Source organism: Mesorhizobium sp. WSM4848 (assembly GCF_055811375.1).
Genome location: NZ_JBVVPX010000005.1, coordinates 103806 through 123056 on the forward strand (window position 1 = coordinate 103806; position 19251 = coordinate 123056).

Annotated in this window: 23 protein-coding genes; 20 read left to right on the plus strand and 3 right to left on the minus strand. The window is 62.9% G+C overall.

Annotated features, from left to right (window positions below):
• Positions 1–144 precede the first annotated feature (144 nt).
• The 3 genes from dapA to AC0L16_RS07230 all read left to right on the plus strand — a co-directional run bounded on the left by dapA (position 145) and on the right by AC0L16_RS07230 (position 2602).
• Positions 145–1026, plus strand: a complete 882-nt coding sequence (gene dapA / locus AC0L16_RS07220) for a 4-hydroxy-tetrahydrodipicolinate synthase (RefSeq protein WP_473619853.1) — start codon at positions 145–147, stop codon at positions 1024–1026.
• Positions 1027–1272: 246 nt separating this feature from the next.
• On the plus strand, positions 1273–1752 hold the full coding sequence (smpB, locus tag AC0L16_RS07225) for an SsrA-binding protein SmpB (RefSeq protein WP_236388460.1): 480 nt from the start codon (positions 1273–1275) through the stop codon (positions 1750–1752).
• Between the two features lie 106 nt (positions 1753–1858).
• On the plus strand, positions 1859–2602 hold the full coding sequence (locus AC0L16_RS07230) for a glycoside hydrolase family 25 protein (RefSeq protein WP_473619855.1): 744 nt from the start codon (positions 1859–1861) through the stop codon (positions 2600–2602).
• Here the strand turns inward: AC0L16_RS07230 and AC0L16_RS07235 are convergent.
• Both AC0L16_RS07235 and AC0L16_RS07240 read right to left on the minus strand, forming a co-directional pair.
• Complete coding sequence (locus AC0L16_RS07235) at positions 2571–3248, minus strand: uracil-DNA glycosylase (protein ID WP_473619856.1); 678 nt, start codon at positions 3246–3248, stop codon at positions 2571–2573. The genes AC0L16_RS07230 and AC0L16_RS07235 overlap by 32 nt on opposite strands.
• Entirely contained in the window at positions 3245–3826 is a 582-nt protein-coding gene (locus AC0L16_RS07240; RefSeq protein WP_473619858.1) for a LabA-like NYN domain-containing protein, read from the minus strand. Before AC0L16_RS07240 ends, AC0L16_RS07235 begins: the two co-directional genes overlap by 4 nt.
• A gap of 307 nt (positions 3827–4133) precedes the next feature.
• Here AC0L16_RS07240 and rpoZ point away from each other — a divergent pair, with 307 nt between their 5' ends.
• From rpoZ to AC0L16_RS07260, 4 genes are all read left to right on the plus strand, one after another.
• Positions 4134–4535 carry a DNA-directed RNA polymerase subunit omega gene (rpoZ, locus tag AC0L16_RS07245; RefSeq protein ID WP_023800772.1) on the plus strand — a complete coding sequence of 134 codons (402 nt, stop codon included), beginning with the start codon at positions 4134–4136 and terminating at the stop codon, positions 4533–4535.
• Positions 4536–4646: 111 nt separating this feature from the next.
• Positions 4647–6875, plus strand: coding sequence for a RelA/SpoT family protein (locus tag AC0L16_RS07250; RefSeq protein WP_473619859.1), 2229 nt, complete (start codon positions 4647–4649; stop codon positions 6873–6875).
• Between the two features lie 92 nt (positions 6876–6967).
• Positions 6968–7546, plus strand: a complete 579-nt coding sequence (gene pyrE / locus AC0L16_RS07255) for an orotate phosphoribosyltransferase (protein WP_473619860.1) — start codon at positions 6968–6970, stop codon at positions 7544–7546.
• Between the two features lie 126 nt (positions 7547–7672).
• Positions 7673–8053 carry a VOC family protein gene (locus AC0L16_RS07260; protein ID WP_473619861.1) on the plus strand — a complete coding sequence of 127 codons (381 nt, stop codon included), beginning with the start codon at positions 7673–7675 and terminating at the stop codon, positions 8051–8053.
• Positions 8054–8171: 118 nt separating this feature from the next.
• Here the strand turns inward: AC0L16_RS07260 and AC0L16_RS07265 are convergent, their stop codons facing one another.
• Positions 8172–8675 carry a MarR family winged helix-turn-helix transcriptional regulator gene (locus tag AC0L16_RS07265; protein ID WP_473620023.1) on the minus strand — a complete coding sequence of 168 codons (504 nt, stop codon included), beginning with the start codon at positions 8673–8675 and terminating at the stop codon, positions 8172–8174.
• 83 nt (positions 8676–8758) lie between these two features.
• On the opposite strand from AC0L16_RS07265, the gene AC0L16_RS07270 reads away from it, so the two are divergent.
• From AC0L16_RS07270 to AC0L16_RS07330, 13 genes are all read left to right on the plus strand, one after another.
• On the plus strand, positions 8759–9304 hold the full coding sequence (locus AC0L16_RS07270; RefSeq protein ID WP_473619862.1) for a DUF417 family protein: 546 nt from the start codon (positions 8759–8761) through the stop codon (positions 9302–9304).
• Between the two features lie 4 nt (positions 9305–9308).
• On the plus strand, positions 9309–9896 hold the full coding sequence (locus AC0L16_RS07275; protein WP_473619863.1) for a putative glycolipid-binding domain-containing protein: 588 nt from the start codon (positions 9309–9311) through the stop codon (positions 9894–9896).
• A 377-nt stretch (positions 9897–10273) separates the two neighbouring features.
• Positions 10274–10687: a holo-ACP synthase gene (gene acpS, locus AC0L16_RS07280; protein WP_473619865.1), complete on the plus strand. Its 414-nt coding sequence runs from the start codon at positions 10274–10276 to the stop codon at positions 10685–10687.
• Positions 10688–10764: 77 nt separating this feature from the next.
• Positions 10765–11514, plus strand: a complete 750-nt coding sequence (gene lepB, locus AC0L16_RS07285) for a signal peptidase I (RefSeq protein WP_077382227.1) — start codon at positions 10765–10767, stop codon at positions 11512–11514.
• Between the two features lie 3 nt (positions 11515–11517).
• Positions 11518–12243 (plus strand): ribonuclease III, encoded by a 726-nt coding sequence (gene rnc, locus AC0L16_RS07290; RefSeq protein ID WP_473619866.1) that lies wholly within the window; start codon positions 11518–11520, stop codon positions 12241–12243.
• Positions 12240–13172, plus strand: coding sequence for a GTPase Era (gene era, locus AC0L16_RS07295; protein ID WP_473619867.1), 933 nt, complete (start codon positions 12240–12242; stop codon positions 13170–13172). Before rnc ends, era begins: the two co-directional genes overlap by 4 nt.
• Positions 13173–13214: 42 nt before the next feature.
• Positions 13215–13343, plus strand: a complete 129-nt coding sequence (locus AC0L16_RS07300) for a hypothetical protein (RefSeq protein WP_473619869.1) — start codon at positions 13215–13217, stop codon at positions 13341–13343.
• 41 nt (positions 13344–13384) lie between these two features.
• Positions 13385–14161, plus strand: coding sequence for a DNA repair protein RecO (recO, locus tag AC0L16_RS07305; RefSeq protein WP_473619870.1), 777 nt, complete (start codon positions 13385–13387; stop codon positions 14159–14161).
• Positions 14158–14367: a hypothetical protein gene (locus AC0L16_RS07310; RefSeq protein ID WP_473619871.1), complete on the plus strand. Its 210-nt coding sequence runs from the start codon at positions 14158–14160 to the stop codon at positions 14365–14367. The genes recO and AC0L16_RS07310 overlap by 4 nt, the downstream gene beginning before the upstream one ends.
• Positions 14368–14430: 63 nt before the next feature.
• Positions 14431–17166 (plus strand): DUF2339 domain-containing protein, encoded by a 2736-nt coding sequence (locus AC0L16_RS07315; RefSeq protein WP_473619872.1) that lies wholly within the window; start codon positions 14431–14433, stop codon positions 17164–17166.
• Positions 17167–17230: 64 nt separating this feature from the next.
• Complete coding sequence (locus AC0L16_RS07320; protein WP_473619874.1) at positions 17231–17473, plus strand: type II toxin-antitoxin system VapB family antitoxin; 243 nt, start codon at positions 17231–17233, stop codon at positions 17471–17473.
• A 343-nt stretch (positions 17474–17816) separates the two neighbouring features.
• Complete coding sequence (locus AC0L16_RS07325; protein WP_027152718.1) at positions 17817–18335, plus strand: sigma-70 family RNA polymerase sigma factor; 519 nt, start codon at positions 17817–17819, stop codon at positions 18333–18335.
• Entirely contained in the window at positions 18332–19123 is a 792-nt protein-coding gene (locus AC0L16_RS07330; RefSeq protein ID WP_473619875.1) for an anti-sigma factor family protein, read from the plus strand. Before AC0L16_RS07325 ends, AC0L16_RS07330 begins: the two co-directional genes overlap by 4 nt.
• Positions 19124–19251: the final 128 nt, after the last annotated feature.

A 19251-nucleotide genomic window follows, 5' to 3' on the forward strand; every position in this document is an offset into this window, starting at 1 on the left:
GGCGCGCACGACAAAACACCTGCAGAGCCGCGCGTCGTCTCAGACGCGCAATGGACGCTGTAGCACTTTAAATTTGGCGATGATCCCAGCGAAGATCGACTCCGATTTTCGGGCTTATGCGCCAGTCCCAAGGAGTTGGACGACATGCTGAGAGGCTCGCTTACCGCGCTCGTGACACCGTTCGAAAAGAGCGGCCGTTTCGACGAGAAAGCCTTTCGCGCCTTCATCGCCTGGCAGATCGCTGACGGTACGACGGGCGTGGTTCCGGTCGGCACCACCGGCGAGTCGCCGACGCTGTCGCATGACGAGCACCGCCAAGTTGTCAAGGTCTGTATCGAGGTAGCCAAGGGCCGCGTTCCGGTCGTCGCCGGCGCCGGTTCCAACAACACCGAAGAGGCGGTCGGCCTGGTCCAGTATGCCGAGAAGGCAGGCGCCGACGCGGCACTCGTCGTCACGCCCTACTACAACAGGCCGACGCAGCGCGGCCTCTACGCGCATTTCGCCGCGGTCGCCAAGGCGACCAGCCTGCCGATCATCATCTACAACATTCCGCCGCGCTCGGTGATCGACATGATGCCCGAGACGATGGGCCAGCTGGTGCACGACTTCAAGAACATCATCGGCGTCAAGGACGCCACCGGCAAGGTCGAGCGGGTTTCCGAGCAGCGCGCCACCTGCGGCAAGGATTTCATCCAACTTTCCGGCGAGGACGCCTCGGCGCTCGGCTTCAACGCCCATGGCGGCGTCGGCTGCATCTCGGTGACGGCGAATGTCGCTCCACGGCTGTGCGCCGAATTCCAGGAGGCGACGCTTTCCGGCGACAACGCCAAGGCGCTGGACTTGCAGGACCGCCTGCTGCCGCTGCACAAGGCGATTTTCCTGGAACCCGGCGTGTCCGGCGCGAAATATGCGCTGTCGAAGCTCGGCAAAGTCGAGAACGTGCTGCGTTCGCCGCTGGTCACCGTCGAGCCGTCGACCGCCGAAAAGATCGATGCGGCCATGAAGCACGCCGGCTTGATTAACTAGCGAGCCCGTTTGGAAACTCTACTCCTGCGGCCATCTGAAGGCGTCACCTGCGCTTCCGGTGCTCACGTACTATATGTACGCTCCGCTCCGGTTCGCGCATGGCCCCGAAAGCGTTCGCTTTCGGAAAGGACCATGCGCAAACTCAGGCTTCTAGAGCGCCCTTTGCGCGTCTGAAAGACGCGCGGCGCTCTAGTGCCACCATCATCTGACTCGCAGGAGCGAGTTTCGAAACGGACTCTAGACGTCATGAACCAGGTCAGAAAAGCCGATCCCAACAACAAGACCGTTGCGGAAAACCGCAAGGCGCGGTTTTCCTACGAGGTGCTCGACACGATCGAGGCCGGCCTGGTGCTGACCGGCACCGAGGTGAAGTCGCTGCGCCAGGGCCAGGCCAACATCCAGGACAGCTACGCCTCGGTCGAGGGCGGCGAGATCTGGCTGATCAACTCCTACCTGCCGGAATATCTGCAAGCCAACCGCTTCAACCACGAGCCACGCCGGCGCCGCAAGCTCCTGCTCAATAAGCGCGAGATGGCCAAGCTGGCGCAGAGCGTAGATCGCGAAGGCATGACGCTGGTGCCGCTAAAAATCTATTTCAATGAAAAAGGCCGGGCGAAGCTTCTGCTCGCCGTCGGCCGCGGCAAGAAATTGCACGACAAGCGCGAGACCGAAAAGCAGCGCGACTGGTCGCGCGAAAAGGGCCGGCTGCTGAAGGAGCGTGGGTGAGGAGTGGTCCGCAAAGCGGACGAAAAGCCAACGATTTGGCTTTTCGAGCGACGAACGCCCGGAGCCATAGCGGAGGGCAGGGCAGTTCAACAGGGATAGGCCTGTTTTGAAGAACCGGATCGTCGTTTGGGGTGCGGCCAGCCTGATCCTGGCGTGCCTTGTCGCGGCCGCCGGTTATTTCTACTTCCAACCGTTTTCTCCAGACCGCGGCAAATATCCGGTCAGGGGCATCGACGTTTCGCATCACCAGCGACAGATCGACTGGCAGCGTGTTGCCGCCGACGATGTCGCCTTCGCAATCATCAAGGCAACTGAAGGCGGCGACCATGTCGATGATGCCTTCGCGGCCAATCTGCGCGAGGCGCGTGCCGCCGGTCTGGCGGTCGGTGCCTATCATTTCTTCACCTTCTGCCGGCCTGGCGCCGATCAGGCGAAGAATTTCCTCTCCGTCGTGCCGCGCGATCAACGGTTGCTGCCGCCGGTGGTGGATATCGAATTCGTCGGCAATTGCCCGCGGCGGCCGTCGCCCGAAGAATTGAGCGTTGAACTCTCGGCTTTCCTCGGCCCTGTCGAGGCAGCTTTCGGCAAGACGGCGATCCTCTATGTGACCGACGACGCGGCACGGGCCTATGCCGGCCAGATCGTCGGCCGCCCGCGCTGGGTTCGTTCGCTGGCGCGGCGGCCAGGTCATGACGACTGGATCTATTGGCAGTACCACGACAGCGGTCGCGTCGACGGCATCACCGGCGATGTCGATCTGAATGTGCTTCAGGGCGGGCCGGAGAAATTGGCCGAGCTGTTTGCGCCACCGCCCGAATCTATCTCTCCAGAAACGCTGCTATCTCCCTGAAGACGTTGACGAACATTGCTTCCGTCAGCACGCCGGTGTTGGTGTTGTAGCGCGAGCAGTGATAGCTGGAAAACAGCGTGACGCCATTGGTTTGCTGCTGCCCGCCATGCTTGAACGGATAAGCGGCGACACGCTGGCCGAGCGCCCGCACGGTCGACTGGTGCGCGATAGAACCCAGCGCCAGCACGGCGCGCAGGTTCTTGAACCGCGCGATCGTCGGCACCAGGAACGTCCGGCAGGTGGCAATCTCGGCGCCGGCCGGCTTGTTATCCGGCGGCACGCAGCGAACTGCGTTGGTAATCGCCGTGCCGACAAGCTCCAGCCCGTCATCGGGCCGCGCCTTGAATTGGCCCCGCGCAAAGCCGTGTGCGATCAGCGTGTTGTAGAGCAGGTCGCCGGCAAAATCGCCGGTGAAGGGGCGTCCGCTGCGGTTTGCACCGCGCAGGCCCGGCGCCAGTCCGACGATCAGCAGCCGCACCGCATCCTCGCCCTCGGGTGGCAGGAAGGTCGGCACCGGTGCATTGAACCAGGACGGCTCGCGCTGCCGCCATTGCGCGATAAAATCATGCAGCCGCGGGCAGAGCGGGCAATCGCGATCGGGTTCGGAGGACGCGACCAGGGGAGCGGTCAAGACCGCCGCCGTCAATACTCGTCCTCGTCGACTTCGGCCGGTTCGGGCCGGCGCACCGGCCGCTCCGACGGATCGCGGCCGACATCGCTCTTCAGCGTCACCAGGTCGATGAAATGATCGGCCTGGCGACGCAGATCGTCGGAAATCATCGGCGGCTGCGAAGCCATGGTCGAGACGATCGAGACCTTGCGCCCGCGCCGCTGCAGCGCCTCGACCAGCGTGCGGAAATCGCCGTCGCCGGAAAAGATGACATAGTGGTCGACGACATCGGCGAGTTCCAGCGCATCGACGGTCAGCTCGATGTCCATATTGCCCTTGATCTTGCGGCGGCCGGTCGAGTCGGTGAACTCCTTGGCCGGCTTGGTCACCACCTTGAAGCCGTTATAGTCGAGCCAATCGATCAGCGGCCGGATCGAGGAATATTCCTGATCCTCGACCAGCGCGGTGTAGTAGTAGGCACGCAGCAGGTAGCCGCGCTTCTGGAAGCTCGACAAAAGCCTGCGGTAATCGATGTCGAAGCCGAGCGCGCGCGACGTGGCGTAAAGATTGGCGCCGTCGATGAAAAGAGCGATTTTTTCACGAGGGTCGAACATGGAAATATTCCTTTTCGAAAATAAGCAGTCGTCTAAATGCGCGTGACTATCGGTCGGCTTGAAATAACCGGCTGACCTTTCGTCAATCGAGATAACGCCGGTTTTGCGGCAAACCAAGGGTATGATGCTGCATAGCAAGCAATTGTGATCGGTGCCGTATGTCGCAAGCGGCGCGCGCCCAGACTGGCCTTGGCTCGGCCCGGGCCTGGCCCCGACTTGGTATTGCCAAAAAGCTTGTATTTTGGCGGCGTTCGGGTTATGGACCGCGCCTGTTTTCCATTAAATCCAGGCATGAAAGGGGCAGCTCATGGCCCGCGTAACCGTTGAAGATTGCATCGACAAGGTCAACAACCGCTTCGAGCTCGTGCTTCTGGCCGGCCACCGCGCCCGTCAGATCAGCCAGGGCGCGCAGATCACCGTTCCTCGTGACAACGACAAGAATCCGGTCATCGCGCTGCGCGAGATCGCCGAGGAGACATTGTCGCCCGACGACCTCAAGGAAGACCTGATCCACTCGCTGCAGAAGCATGTCGAGGTCGACGAGCCGGAAGCCGACGGCGAGGCGATCGCCGACCAGACCGGTACCGCCGCTGCGGCAACCGACGCTGACGACACCGAGGACAACATCACCTTCGACCGCATGACCGAGGAAGACCTCCTGGCCGGCATCGAAGGTCTGGTGCCGCCGGAAAAAAGCGACGATTATTAACCTTCCCACCGGCCGCCGACACTTTCGCGCCGGCGGTTTCGTGGTTATCTATGACATGCGCCGTACGCCAGTGCGGCGCATGATTCATTTCAGCACTGCGAGATCCCGCCCATGATGCGTCAGTATGAGCTTGTCGAGCGCGTCCAGCGCTACAAGCCTGACGTCAACGAGGCGCTGCTCAACAAGGCCTATGTCTACGCCATGCAGAAGCATGGTCACCAGAAGCGCGCCTCCGGCGATCCCTATTTCTCGCATCCGCTCGAAGTCGCTGCCATCCTCACCGAATTGCACATGGACGAGGCGACCATCGCGGTTGCCTTGCTGCACGACACGATCGAGGACACCACGGCGACCAGGGCCGAGATCGACGAACTGTTCGGTCCGGAAATGGGCAAGCTGGTCGAAGGCCTGACCAAGCTGAAGAAACTCGACCTCGTCTCCAAGAAGGCCGAGCAGGCGGAAAACCTGCGCAAGCTGTTGCTGGCGATCTCGGAAGACGTTCGCGTGCTTCTGGTCAAGCTTGCCGACCGCTTGCACAACATGCGCACGCTCGACCATGTCCCCGAAGCCAAGCGCCTGCGCATCGCCGAGGAAACGATGGATATCTATGCGCCGCTGGCCGGGCGCATGGGCATGCAAGGCATGCGCGAGGAGCTCGAGGAGATCGCCTTCCGCTTCATCAATCCCGAAGCCTACCGCGCCGTCACCGCGCGGCTCGCCGAAATCTTCGAGCGCAACAAGGATGTGCTGTTCGAGATCGAGAAGGCGCTGTCCACGCTGTTCGACAAATATGCGATCAAGGCCGAGGTCAAGAGCCGTCAGAAGAAGCCGTGGTCGGTGTTCCGCAAGATGGAGGCCAAGGCGCTGTCCTTCGAGCAGCTGTCCGACATTTTCGGCTTTCGCGTCGTCGTCGATACCGTCGAGGACTGCTACCGGGCGCTCGGCGCCATCCACACGACATGGTCGATGGTGCCCGGCCGCTTCAAGGACTACATCTCGACCCCGAAGCAGAACGACTACCGTTCGATCCACACCACCATCGTCGGGCCGTCGCGGCAGCGCGTCGAGCTGCAGATCCGCACCTATCAGATGAACAAGATCGCCGAATATGGTGTTGCCGCGCATTCGATCTACAAGGATAGCGGCGGCAAGGTGAACGGCACCGCCCACGCGATCTCGAAGGAGACCAACGCCTATGCCTGGCTGCGGCGCACTATCGAGCAGCTAGCCGAAGGCGACAATCCCGAGGACTTCCTCGAAAACACCAAGCTCGAGCTGTTCCAGGACCAGGTGTTCTGTTTCACGCCCAAGGGCATGCTGATCGCGCTGCCGCGCGGCGCCACGCCGATCGACTTCGCCTATGCGGTGCACACCGATGTCGGTGACACCTGCGTCGGGGCCAAGGTCAACGGCCGCATCATGCCGCTGATGACCGAGCTGAAGAATGGCGACGAGGTCGAGATCATCCGCTCCAAGGCGCAGGTGCCGCCAGCGGCATGGGAATCGGTCGTCGTCACCGGCAAGGCGCGCTCGGCGATCCGCCGCGCCACCAAGAATGCCATCCGCAAGCAGTATTCGGGTCTCGGCATCCGCATACTGGAACGCGCTTTCGAGCGATCAGGCAAGATTTTTACCAAGGAAAGCTTGAAATCGGTGCTGCATCGGCTGGCACGCAAGGACATCGAGGATGTGCTGGCCTCTGTCGGTCGCGGCGAACTTGCCTCCACCGATGTCATCAAGGCGGTGTTTCCCGACTACAAGGACGAGCGCATCACGCTGGCGGCGCCCAAGCAGCGCGAGGAGGGCTGGTCGAAGATCCGCAACGCCGCCGGCATGCTGTTCCAGATTCCGGGCCGCGCCGCTCGCAAGGACAAGGACCAGCCAAGGGACGGCGCCGTGCCGATTCGCGGCGTGCGCGGCGACCTGCCGGTGCGCTTCGCGCCGGAAGGTGCTGTGCCCGGCGACCGCATCGTCGGCATTGTGCAGCCGGGGACCGGCATCACCATCTATCCGATCCAGTCGCCGGCGCTGCAGGCCTTCGACGACCAGCCAGAACGCTGGATCGACGTGCGCTGGGACATAGACGAGCGCACCAAGGAGCGGTTTCCGGCGCGCGTCTCGGTGACCGCCATCAACGCGCCGGGCTCGCTGGCCGACATCGCGCAGGTCGTTGCATCCAACGATGCCAACATCCATACATTGTCGATGGTGCGCACCGCGCCTGATTTCACCGAAATGCTGATCGATCTCGAAGTCTGGGACCTCAAGCACCTGAACCGGCTGCTGTCGCAGCTCAAGGACAATTCGAGCGTCAGCGATGCACGGCGGGTGAATGGGTAATGAATAGTGAATAGTGAATAGTGAATAGTGAATAGTGAAGGGTGCTCTCACTACTCGCTACTCACTACTCGCTACTACACATGGAGCGAACAATGGACACCGACGAAGTGCTGGGCGTTTTCCGTGAAGCCGGTGCCGTTCTCGAAGGGCATTTCATCCTGACTTCGGGCTTGCGAAGCCCGGTCTTCCTGCAGAAGGCACGGGTCTTCATGCATGCCGACAAGACCGAGCGCCTGTGCAAGGCGCTGGCCCAAAAAATCCGCGCTGCTGTGCCCGGCGGGATCGATTACGTCGTCGGCCCGGCGATCGGCGGGCTGATTCCTGCCTACGAGACCTCGCGCCATCTTGGCGCACCGGCGATCTGGGTCGAGCGGGAAGGGGGCGAGTTCAGGCTGCGCCGCTTCGAGATCGCCAGGGATTCGCGCGTCGTCATCGTCGAGGACATCGTCACCACCGGCCTGTCGATCCGCGAGACCATCGACTGCCTGCGCGCGCTTGGCGCCGAGGTCGTTGCCGCTGCCTGCATCATCGACCGCTCGGCCGGCAAGACCGATGTCGGCGTGCCGCTCATCGCGCTCGCCGAATATGAGGTTCCGGCCTACCCGGCCGACAGGCTGCCGCCCGAGCTTGCCGCCATACCGCCAGTCAAGCCGGGCAGCCGCAACATATAAGGCATGATATAAGGGCAGGTCGCCCGAAAGCATGCCCTCCTTGGGCTTGAACCGGAGCTTGAACCGAGGGTGCGCAGCGGTTTTGGGACACGACCTGTCAAAACAAACATTAACTGAGGCGCTACCTTGATTGCCGGCATCGATCATTTCGTGCTGACCGTTCGCTCCGTCGAGGACACCTGCGCCTTCTATCGGCGCGTGCTCGGCTTCAAGCGCCTCGACGAGCCGGACCGGCCGACGGCGCTGCTGTTTGGAACGCAAAAGATCAATGTGCATGAGGCAGGCCACACCTTCGAGCCGAAGGCCAAGGCGCCGACGCCGGGCTCCGCGGATTTTTGCCTGGTCGCCGCGCGCCCGCTCTCCGAGATATGCGCCAGCCTGGCGGCCAACGGCGTGGCGATAGAAGTCGGGCCGGTCGAGCGGATCGGCGCCCGTGGCCCGATGATGTCGGTCTATTTCCGCGATCCGGACGGCAATCTCGTCGAGATCAGCTGGTACAACGGGTAATCGGTATTTTTGGCGAGAACGAAGTGCGTCGGCAAGGTCGGCTTGCGGGCAACCGGGTTCACGCCTGCCGCAGCCATCATCGAGGTGCGACGCGCTTTAGTTTTGCCAAAGCCACAGCTCAGGCCAGTTCCGCTTCCACAGGGCAGCCGAGGCACACGGTATAGTTGCAGAGTCGGCAAATACGGTACGCATGGTCCTCGGTGCTGACGAGCCCACGCAACAGCTTGGCGGCAAGGTTACCGAATTCCTGCAACTCCTCCTGATTTAGAACAGCAAGAGCTGACGCGAGCCCTTTCTGGCGAGCGGAAAGAATAGCACTGCAGGTCGTCTCGCCCAAAGGAGTGAGCCTTAGCGCTACCGCGCGATGGTCATCAGGCGCCGAGAACCGAGCCGCCAATCCATCCGCGACCAGTCGATCGACCAGTCTGACGGTGCCCGAATGGGACAGTGACAATGCGCGGCGCAACCTCTCGATCGACAGGCCTGGTACGTGGCCAATGAGGGTGATCGCGGAAGCCGCTGGGCCGGGCTCCGGTGCTTTGGCCTGAGCGTCCCGCTGCAACGTGTCGGCAAAGGCGAGCGCTAGAGCGCCAATCACATTTTCAATCCTGGAATCGGTCATCGCCAAAAAATATATGCTCGGAGCATATACATCAAGGTCGAATTATTATATGCTTGGAGCATACAAATCGAAAGGAGAAGGCTATGTTTACCTCTGCAACCGCCAACGCTCCGTTCGTGGCGCGCATCAATCAAGCTGGCTACCACCTTGCTGCCGTCGGTCGCGCGGTAACCCTTTTGGGGGTGGTGCTTCCTCTGCTGTTGATCGGCATTTTGAAATTTACTGCAATCGAGATCGAGGCGCTGAGGCCATTCATAGAGAATACACCTTGGCTGGCATGGCTCTATCCCGCATTCGGATCAGCGGGGGCCTCCTACTTCCTGGGCGTGGTCGAACTGGCCACAGCGCTTCTGCTGGTGGCATCTGTCCGCAGCGTTTGGGCCGGCCTCATGGGGGGTGCCATCGGTTCAGTCATCTTTGCGCTGACATCCTCGACAATTCTCACCCTGCCGATCTGGGAAACGGGATCCGGAGGGTTTCCTTTCCTCAACGGGCTAGGTGCCTTTCTGATCAAGGATGTCGCCTTGCTCGGAGTGAGCCTGGTCATATTGGGAAGCAGCCTTCAGCAACTCGTATCCGACCCCGACCGAAAAATTGATCGCAGCGATGAACAACGGATCGAGAGGTGAGAGCATGTCTCTGCTCGCTATCTGGCGCAGGACGGACGAACCAGGGCACGATGCTGTGCAGCTAAACCAGACAGACCCCGGCTGGCTCTTGAATGGAGCCGCTGTATACCTATCGGATGCGGGCCCGGCACGTTTGGACTACGCAGTGCAACTGGCCGAAGATTGGACGACCAGATCCGGCACCGTTCGCGGGTTCGTCGGTTCCCAGTCAGTTGATCTCACAATCATCCGCAACGAGACCGGCATCCGCAACGAGTCCGGCTGGACTGTCAATGGGCAGCGGCAGCCGGCGGTTCAGTCGATGGTGGATCTGGACTACAGCTTCACGCCGGCGACGAACCTGCAACAAATTCGCAGAATGAACCTGAAGGTCGGCGACAAGGCGGATTTTCCGGTAGCCTGGCTGGTTGCCGGCGCGTCGAATTTGGTTGTTCTGCCGCAAACCTACTATCGTGTGAGTGAGACCGAGTATATCTACGAGGCTCCCACAGTGCCTTACCGTGCCACGCTGGTCATTTCCGAGGCTGGCTTTGCCGAGGATTACCCCGACGGCTGGGTTTTCGAGACCGGCAACGCCGGCCGTGCACGATAGGATTGCGGCTGAAGCTTGGCTGCTCGCAAGCTGACATCCATGCAACTTGCTACTTCGGGGCAAGGCGAACCCGTCGCATTTGGTTCCCTCCTGTGGCAGACCATCGCGGCAGCGATTCGTTGTCTTGGGGCTTGGGTGTCGCTATATCGAAGCCTTGATTGCCTTCCGGCGTGCTTGCAGCGCAAGATGTGAAGCCCGCTTCCGGGTGGCCGGGCCGGCGTAGTGGATCAGGACAGGGACAGAGTGCTTTTTCGACGCCGCAAGCCTGATGGTCTTTTCGAGCGGGTGCGTCTCTATGTGTGGCCACGCCGCTCTTTCTCGCGCTCCATGCGCCTGACGAACAGAGCTGGAACGGCCGTACGCGAAGTTCCCGCCCAATGATCATTGGCATCGGCAGCGACCTGATCGACATCAGACGCATCGAAAAATCGCTGCAGCGCCATGGCCAGCGCTTCATCCAGCGCATCTATACCGAGGTCGAACAGGCCCGCTCCGAAAACCGCGGCGCCCGCGCCGCCTCTTATGCCAAGCGTTTTGCTGCCAAGGAGGCATGCGCCAAGGCGCTGGGCACCGGTATGGCGCAAGGGGTGTTCTGGCGCGACATGGGCGTCGTTAATCTGGCCAGCGGCAAGCCGACCATGGCGTTGACCGGCGGGGCGGCGGCGCAGTTGGACAAGATCCTGCCTGAAGGCCACAGAGCGGCGATCCACCTTACCATCACCGATGATTTTCCGCTTGCTCAAGCCTTTGTGATAATCGAGGCGATGCCCGTCGAAGAAGCGCCATATTGATCGCATCTGACCACCGGCATGACGTTGCCCAGCGCGCGCCGAGACTCTATACCAACCAACGCATAATCGAGGACGACATGAGCGTGGCTGAAAAATCCCAGAAGAAATCCGGCGGGCTTGGCGAAACCGTCAGCGTCATCGTCCAGGCGCTGTTGCTCGCTCTGGTCATCCGCACGCTTCTTTTCCAGCCATTCTCTATCCCGTCCGGGTCGATGCGGCCGACCTTGCTCGAAGGCGACTATCTCTTCGTCACCAAATGGTCCTATGGCTTCTCGCGCTATTCGCTGCCGTTCGGGCCGGACCTGTTTTCGGGCCGCATCTGGGGCGCCGAGCCGAAGCGCGGCGACGTGGCGGTGTTCAAGTTCCCGCCGGACCCCTCCGTCGACTACATCAAGCGCGTCGTCGGCCTGCCGGGCGACAAGATCCAGGTCAAGGATGGCCAGCTCTTCATCAACGGCGTCGGCGTGCAGCGCCAGAAGGTCGGGCAGATCGACAATCGCGACATCACCGAGGAGAGCGGGCCGGTCGACGTCTATCGCGAGACATTGCCGAATGGCGTCAGCTATGACACGCTCGACCTGATACCCAACTCGATCGGTGACAACACCCAGGAATTCGACGTGCCGCCCGGCCACTATTTCATGATGGGCGACAACAGAGACAATTCCTCGGACAGTCGCTTCACCGTCGGTTTCGTGCCCGACGAGAACCTGGTCGGTCGCGCCAACCTCATCTTCTTCTCGATCGGTGGCAGCGCCAGCCCGCTCGAAATCTGGAAATGGCCGTCGCAGATGCGCGCGTCGCGCCTGCTCGATTTCGTCAAATAGGTCATGGTGGCGACAAAACGGCTGACCGTCGACGCGCTCGCCGAAGCGCTCATGGAGCGCACCGGCCACGCCTTTGCCGACCGACAGCGCTTGCAGCGCGCGCTGACCCATGCCAGCGCCCGCAGCAGCCATGCCGGCATCGACTATGAGCGTTTCGAATTCCTGGGCGACCGCGTCCTTGGCCTGGTCGTCGCCGACATGCTGCTGGCGGCGTATCCGGACGCTGCCGAAGGTGAACTGTCGCTCCGGCTCAACGCGCTGGTCAATGCCGAGGTGCTGGCCGACATCGCCGAGGAGATCGGCCTGCCGGAGCTGATCCGTGCCGGCTCGGACGTGCGCGGCCTGGACGGGCGCAAGCGCGTCAATCTGCGGGCTGATGCGCTGGAATCGCTGATCGCCGTGCTCTATCTCGATGGCGGGCTGGAGGCGGCCCGCGCCTTCATCCACAAATACTGGCGGCCGCGCTCGCAGGCCACCGGCGCCGCCCGCCGCGATGCCAAGACCGAACTGCAGGAGTGGGCGCATCAGGCGGCAGGCGCCGTGCCGGTCTATATAATCGACAGCCGCGAGGGACCGGACCACGATCCGCTGTTCACCGTCACCGTCAAGGTCGGCGCCTATCCGCCGGCGACCGGCAGCGGGCGCTCCAAGCGTGAGGCCGAGCAAACCGCCGCGACTGCGCTGCTGTTGCGCGAAGGCGTCTGGCTGAACAAGGGGAGCGCGGCATGACCGCCACCGAAGACGTCCCGCCGGCAACGGAAGCCGCCACCACGCACTCTGGCTTCGTTGCGTTGATCGGCGCGCCCAATGCGGGAAAATCGACGCTGGTCAATCAACTGGTCGGCGCCAAGGTGTCGATCGTCACCCACAAGGTGCAGACGACGCGCGCCATCGTGCGCGGCATCGCCATCCACAATAACGCACAGATCGTCTTCGTCGACACGCCGGGCATCTTCAAGCCGAAGCGGCGGTTGGACACAGCGATGGTGACGACCGCCTGGGGCGGCGCCAAGGACGCCGACATCGTGCTGCTGCTGATCGACGCCGAGCGCGGCATCAGGGGCGACGCCGACGCGATCCTCGAACGGCTGAAGGATGTCCGCCAGCCGATGGTGCTGATCCTCAACAAGGTCGACCGGGTCAAGCCCGAGGCGCTGCTGGCCCTTTCCGCGGCAGCGAATGAAAGAGTGCCTTTCAAGCGCACCTTCATGGTCTCAGCGCTAACCGGGTCGGGCTGCAGGGACGTGCTCGACTATCTCTCGGAAACCCTGCCTGCCGGCCCCTGGTACTACCCGGAGGACCAGATCTCCGACCTGCCGATGCGTCAGCTGGCGGCCGAGATCACTCGCGAAAAGCTCTATCTCAGGCTGCATCAGGAACTGCCCTATTCCTCCCATATCGAGACCGAGAAATGGGAAGAGAAGAAGGACGGCTCGGTGCGCATCGACCAGACCATCTATGTCGAGCGTGACAGCCAGAAGAAGATCGTGCTCGGCCACAAGGGCGAGACGATCCGTGCCATCGGCCAGGCGGCACGCATGGAGATATCCGGTATCCTCGAACAGAAGGTGCATCTTTTCCTGTTCGTCAAGGTGCGCGAGAACTGGGGCGACGACCCCGAGCGCTATCGCGAGATGGGGCTGGAGTTTCCGCATTAGAGCATGTTCCCGAAAAGTGGGAGCCGGTTTTAGGAAAAGATCATGCTCGAACAGGAAGTCACTATCGACACAGCCCTCGTGAGCCGGTTGGTCGCCACGCAATTGATCGATGACGTCCTCGCCGATCACCTCCGCGCGGACCGCCGCGGAGGGCACCCACACAGCGCCTGAAAAACTTGATTTCGCCACCGAAGCGGTGACAAGCTGCGTTCATGGAATGGCACGACGAGGGAATTATTCTCGGCACCCGCAAGCATGGCGAAACCAGTGCCATTCTTGAGGTCATGACGCGAGCGCATGGCCGCCATCTCGGCCTCGTGCGCGGCGGCCGCTCGCGCAAGCAGCAGCCGGTTCTGCAGCCCGGCAACCGCGTCGACCTGTTGTGGCGGGCGCGGCTCGACGAGCATCTGGGCACCTTCCAGGCCGAGGCGATCGAGATGAACGCCGCCCGGCTGATGGACAGCGCCGTCGCCATCTATGGGCTGCAGACCATGGCGGCGCATCTGCGCTTGCTGCCCGAGCGCGACGCGCATGACGGCCTCTACGAGACGCTGGCCGTGATGATCGCCCATCTCGATGATGCGGACGCCGCCGGCGAACTGGTGGCGCGTTTCGAATTGCTGATTCTCGACGAACTCGGCTTCGGCCTCGATCTCAGTCAGTGTGCCGCGACCGGCGCCAGGCAGGACCTTGCCTATGTCTCGCCGAAATCCGGTCGCGCCGTGTCGCGACAGGCCGGCGCGCCCTGGCGCGACAAGATGCTGGTGCTCCCCGCATTCCTGCAGCGCGGCTCCGGGCTGCGCGCCGACCCGGCGGCGATCGAGGATGCCTTCCGGTTGACCGGCTTCTTTTTTTCCCGCCATGTCTACGAGCCGCGCGGTATCGAGGCGCCCGGCGCCCGCGCCGGCTTCCTCTCCGCCTTGCGCAAGCACCACGCGGCGGGCAAGGAGATTGGCGCCGAGACCGCCGCCGGAGAAATCATTACATGAGCGAAGCGGAACTCTATCCAGGCCGGGTCTCGCCGCCCGGCCTCGGCACCATTTCGCACGCCGTGATCGCCAAATATACCGGCCTGAAATTGCTCCAACGCATCATCGACAACAAATACAAGGCGCCGCCGCTGGCTTTCGGCACCGAAACATGCTCGATCTTTCCGGTCGCCAGTCTTCCGGTCGCCGATCTGGCGGCGCGCTGACTCGGCTGGCCGTCTGGCCGCCGTATTTGTCAGTAACTACTGGCTTGGTTTGGGGGAACCGCCATGTTCGAAAGCCTGATCGGCCTCGTCGCGATCATCGCGCTGTTCGTCATTATCTCGCGCCAGCAGAGCCGCATCGGCCTGATCGAGCGCGAGCTCGGGGCGCTGCGCAGCCTCGTGCTTTCGGGTGTCCATGTGGCCCCGCCGCAGGCCAAGCCGGTAGATCAGGCCGCAAACGACAGCATGCCGGCGGACGCGGCAATTGCGGCCGTGACCGACATTGCCCCGCCATCGGCGCGCGAGGCTGAGGAAAAGCCGCCCACGGAGGTTGAAGCCGGGGAGGCTGCATCCGGACCGTGGGCTGCGGGCGAGGCGGCGCCGGCTAGGTCTGCACCTGCGCAACCGTCCGCGGCGACGGCAAAAGCGGCCCAGAAACCCGACATTGAAACGGCGCTCGGCACCCGCTGGGCGGTCTGGGTCGGCGGCATCGCGCTGGCTCTGGGCGGGCTGTTTCTGATCCGCTACACCATCGAGGCCGGCATTTTCGGTCCCGGCGTGCGGCTGAGCATGGCAGCAATGCTCGGGCTGGTGCTGGTCGCCGTCGGCGAGTTCATCCGCCGTACCGGCTTCAAGGTGCCGGTGCAGGGCGTCGCCGGCGCCTATATTCCGGCGATCCTGACGGCGGCCGGTGCTTTCATCCTGTTCGGCACGGTTTATGCCGCGCATGGCGTCTACGGCTTCATCGGGCCGGCGCTCGCCTTCACGCTGCTCGGCGCCATCGGTGTGGCGACGATCGCGGCAGCCCTCGTCCATGGCCAGGCACTGGCCGGCGTTGGCCTGCTCGGCGCGGTGGTGACGCCCATGTTGGTCGCCTCGCAGGCACCAAATCCTTGGGCGCTGTTCGGCTATTTGGCGATTGTGCTCGCCGCTACCGGCGTGATCGCCCGCCTGCGCGACTGGAAATTGCTGATGGCGGCAGCGTTCGTCGGCACCGGCCTGTGGACCATTCTTTACATGACCGATGCGCCGGGCACCAACCTGCCTGTCATCCTCTTTATCAACGCGGTGACCCTGGCCGTGCTCGCCCTCGTCTGGCTCGGCCGTCGCGGTGGCGAAGCAGAACCCGCCAGCGGCTTCGACTGGCCATCGGTCGCGCCTGGCTTCTTCGTCGGCCTTTCGGCGATGGCGCTGTTCGTCGACCCCGCATACGCTGCCGGCGATGCTCTGCCGGGAGCAGCCATTATCGCAGCCCTGGTTGCAACAGCGCTCTACCGGCCGCTGGCGCTGGCGCTTCTGCACGCCGCAGGGCTGGCGACGGTGCTGGTCTATCTCGGCATCATTCCGCCAACCTCGATTGCTTCAGACTTTTCAGGTGGCGCTCTCGGCGTCGATGGCCTGCCGGCGGCTGTATCCGACATGCTGATGCTCAGGATCGGCATCTTTCTTGGACTTGTGTTCATCGGAGCCGGCTTCTGGGCAGCGCGCAGATTTGCCGCATCCGCTCATATCCGTGCCGCCTCGTGGGCGGCATGGGGCGCTGTCGCGCCACTGGTCATTCTGTTGGCGCTCTGGTTCACCTTCGGCAATCTCGACCGCGATCTTGCCTACGCGGCGGTTGCAGCCCTTCTGGTGGTGGTCTTCGCCACCGGAGGCGAGTGGATTGCGCGCGGTGAACAGCCGCCGCTACAGGGCGGTGCTGCCGTCTCGTTCGCGCTTGGCGGGGCAGCAGTCGCTGCCTTGCTGATGCTCTACATGGCCTTTGGGTCCGGCTGGACGACCATGCTTCTGGGTGCCGCGGCCATCGTGCCGGCGTTGGCCACCCGCTGGCGCGCCTACCCGGTGCTCGGCTGGATTTCGGTCGCTGCGGTCATCGCGGTGCTCGGCCGCATCGCCTTTGACCCGACAATCGTCGGCGCTGAATTCCTGTCGAGGACGCCGGTGTTCAACTGGCTGCTGCCGGGCTACGGCGTGCCGGCACTTGCCTTCGGCTTTGCCGCCTGGCAACTCGCCCGCACCACAAATGGCCGGCCACGCCTCGCCATGGAAGCGGGCGCAGCACTGTTTGCAGTGCTCACGGTTGCCATATTGGTGCGCCATGCCATGCATGGCGGCGTCATCGACGCGGGTGCTGCGACGCTTGCCGAGCAGGCGATCTACACGCTGATCGCCATCGGCGCCGGCGCCATCTTGGTCGCCATCGACATGCGCTCGCCAAGCCTAGTGCTGCGCTATGGTTCGCTTGCCGCGGGCGTCGTCTCGGCCGCCTTCATCGTCATCCAGCATTTTGGGGCGCTGAACCCGCTGTTTACCGACGAATCGACCGGCCGGATCCCGGTGTTCAACCTGCTGTTCCTCGCCTATCTCTTGCCGGCCCTCGCTGCTGGGGGGCTCGCGCTCTACGCACGTGACAAGCGGCCGAAATGGTATGCCGCGATGCTGGCGCTGATGGCGGCGCTGCTCGCCTTCGTCTATGCGACGCTGTCGGTGCGGCGGCTGTTCAAGGGCGAGTTCATCGGCCTATGGAGCGGCCTCGGTCAGCTCGAGACCTACACCTATTCCGCGCTGTGGCTGATCATTGGCGTGGCGCTGCTCACCGCCGGCGTCTGGCTGAAGTCGCAGGTGCTGCGCGTTGCGTCGGCCGCGCTGATCTCGGTCGCGGTGTTGAAGGTCTTCCTCTTCGACATGTCGGAACTGGAAGGCGTGCTGAGGGCGCTGTCATTCATCGGCCTCGGCGCGGTGCTGATTGGCATCGGGCTGTTTTACCAGCGGCTGCTGACAAGAGCAGCGAAGGAGGCCTAAGGGATCATCTGTTTGAATGTCCAATAAATGGAATAGTTGAAGGTTCAGCAGGAGATATTCAAAAGTGCCTCTCTATATTCGCGACAAGGAAGTGGATGCGCTGGCCACAAAATTGCAACGCGAGATCAACGCCGCCAGCAAAACAGAAGCAGTGCGGATTGCACTTTTGCATGAACTTGAGCGTAACCACGCCCGCAAGCCTTTGCGTGACAGGATTGCGGTGTTGCAGGAGAAGTGTGCCGCGTTGGGGCCATCCGATCCCAACTTCGACATGAAGGCATTCACCGACGAGGCATGGGAAGACTGACGTTGGCGAGCCCGGTCCGGGCGGTTCAACTGTGAGTCCCAATACGGTGCGGGATATTCCGCAGCGCTGGAGGGAGGGGATGCGAAGGACCTCGACGGCTCGATTCGAGATCGCTAGCGCCTTCCGCACATGTCACTGCGGGTTATCGGGGCCTTTGTCGCGTCGCCCGCGATGGGAGGACTCTGCTTTGCCTCGCAATCCCACCGGGAATAAACCGGTCCGCCCCTGCGTTATCTTGTTGCTAGGGTGGCCGGGCGGCGGACCGCTTCGCGCTGGCCGCTTGCGCCGCACCGTGAAGGCGCGTTCAATCGGATGAACAAGGGCGACCTCAGAACCAGCGGTCATGGACGAAAAGAAGGCAGCAATCCTGGGCGAGATACCACGCCTGCGCCGTTATGCGCGCTCGCTGCTGCGCGATCGCGATTCCGCCGACGATCTCGTTCAGGACTGTCTCGAACGAGCGCTTGTGCGGCTCGACAATTGGCAGACTGGAGAAAGCCCCAGGAGGTGGCTGTTTACGATCATGCATCATTTGTTCATCGACCAGATGCGCAAGGTGAACCGGCGCGGCGAAGCAGCGATGCTGCCGCTGGAAGCGCGCGAGGCGCAGGCAGCACCCGCTGAGCAGGTGGAGAGCATCGCCTCGCGCGAGATCATCGACGCATTGCAGGCGATCAGCCCCGATCGGCGCGCAGCACTGGTCATGGTCGCCATCGAAGGCTTTTCCTATGCCGAGGCCGCCAACATCCTCGGCGTCCCGGCCGGCACGCTGATGTCGCGCATCGCGCGCGGGCGTGACGAGTTGCGCGGGCTGCTGGATGACGCCGCGCGTCGCCGGGCGATAAGGATCGTCGAGAAATGACCCGGCGCGACTTTTCCGAACGCGACATCCATATGGCCCTCGATGGCGAGTTGCCGGTTGACGAGCGCGTGGCCTATGACGCCTGGCTCGAGGCCAATCCTGAAATGAAGGCGAGGAGCTTCCGCTATGTCGCCGACCGCGCAGCGCTGCGTGCCGCCTTCGCCGGCGTGCTCGACGAGCCGGTGCCGGCGCGGTTGCAAAATATCGTGTTCGGCGAGGCGCCGGTCAAGACGGCGGCATCGAACTCGCGCTGGTGGCGGGCGGCTGCCGCAGCGGCGATGCTGGCCATTGGCGGTGTCGGCGGATATGTCGCCGGCATCGACCGTCTCGGTCTGGAAGACCCGGCCGAGGACCAACTCGCCGAGCAGGCGATCGCAGCCCATGTCCTCTATGCCGCCGAGCAGCGGCATGCGGTGGAAGTGCCGGCCAGCGACAAGGATCATCTGCAGACCTGGCTGTCCAATAGGGTCGGCCTGAAGCTGGTCGCACCGGATCTGGCGGCGCAAGGATTCCAGCTCGTCGGCGGTCGGCTGCTGCCCGCTGGCGAGAGCAAGGCCGCGATGTTGCTTTATGAGGACGCCAAGGGCGAGCGCATCTCGCTGTTCGTCACTGCGGAATCGGCCGAGAAGACCAAGGGCACTTATGGATCGGGAGAAGACGGCCCCGAGGCGATCTACTGGTTGGACAAGGGCTATGGCTGCGCCGTCGTCGGCTCGCTGCCGCGCGCGCAGCTGACTGCAGTGGCCAAGAGCGCCTACAGCCAGCTTGTTGCCGGGCTGGCCAGCTGAGCTGCGCTGTTTTTCAAAGGTTGCGTCTACAGCGCCGCGCGTCTTTTGGACACGCAAAGGACGCTGTAGCACTTTAATTTTTGCGCATGGTCCTTTCCGAAAATCGATTTCGATTATCGGGGTCATGC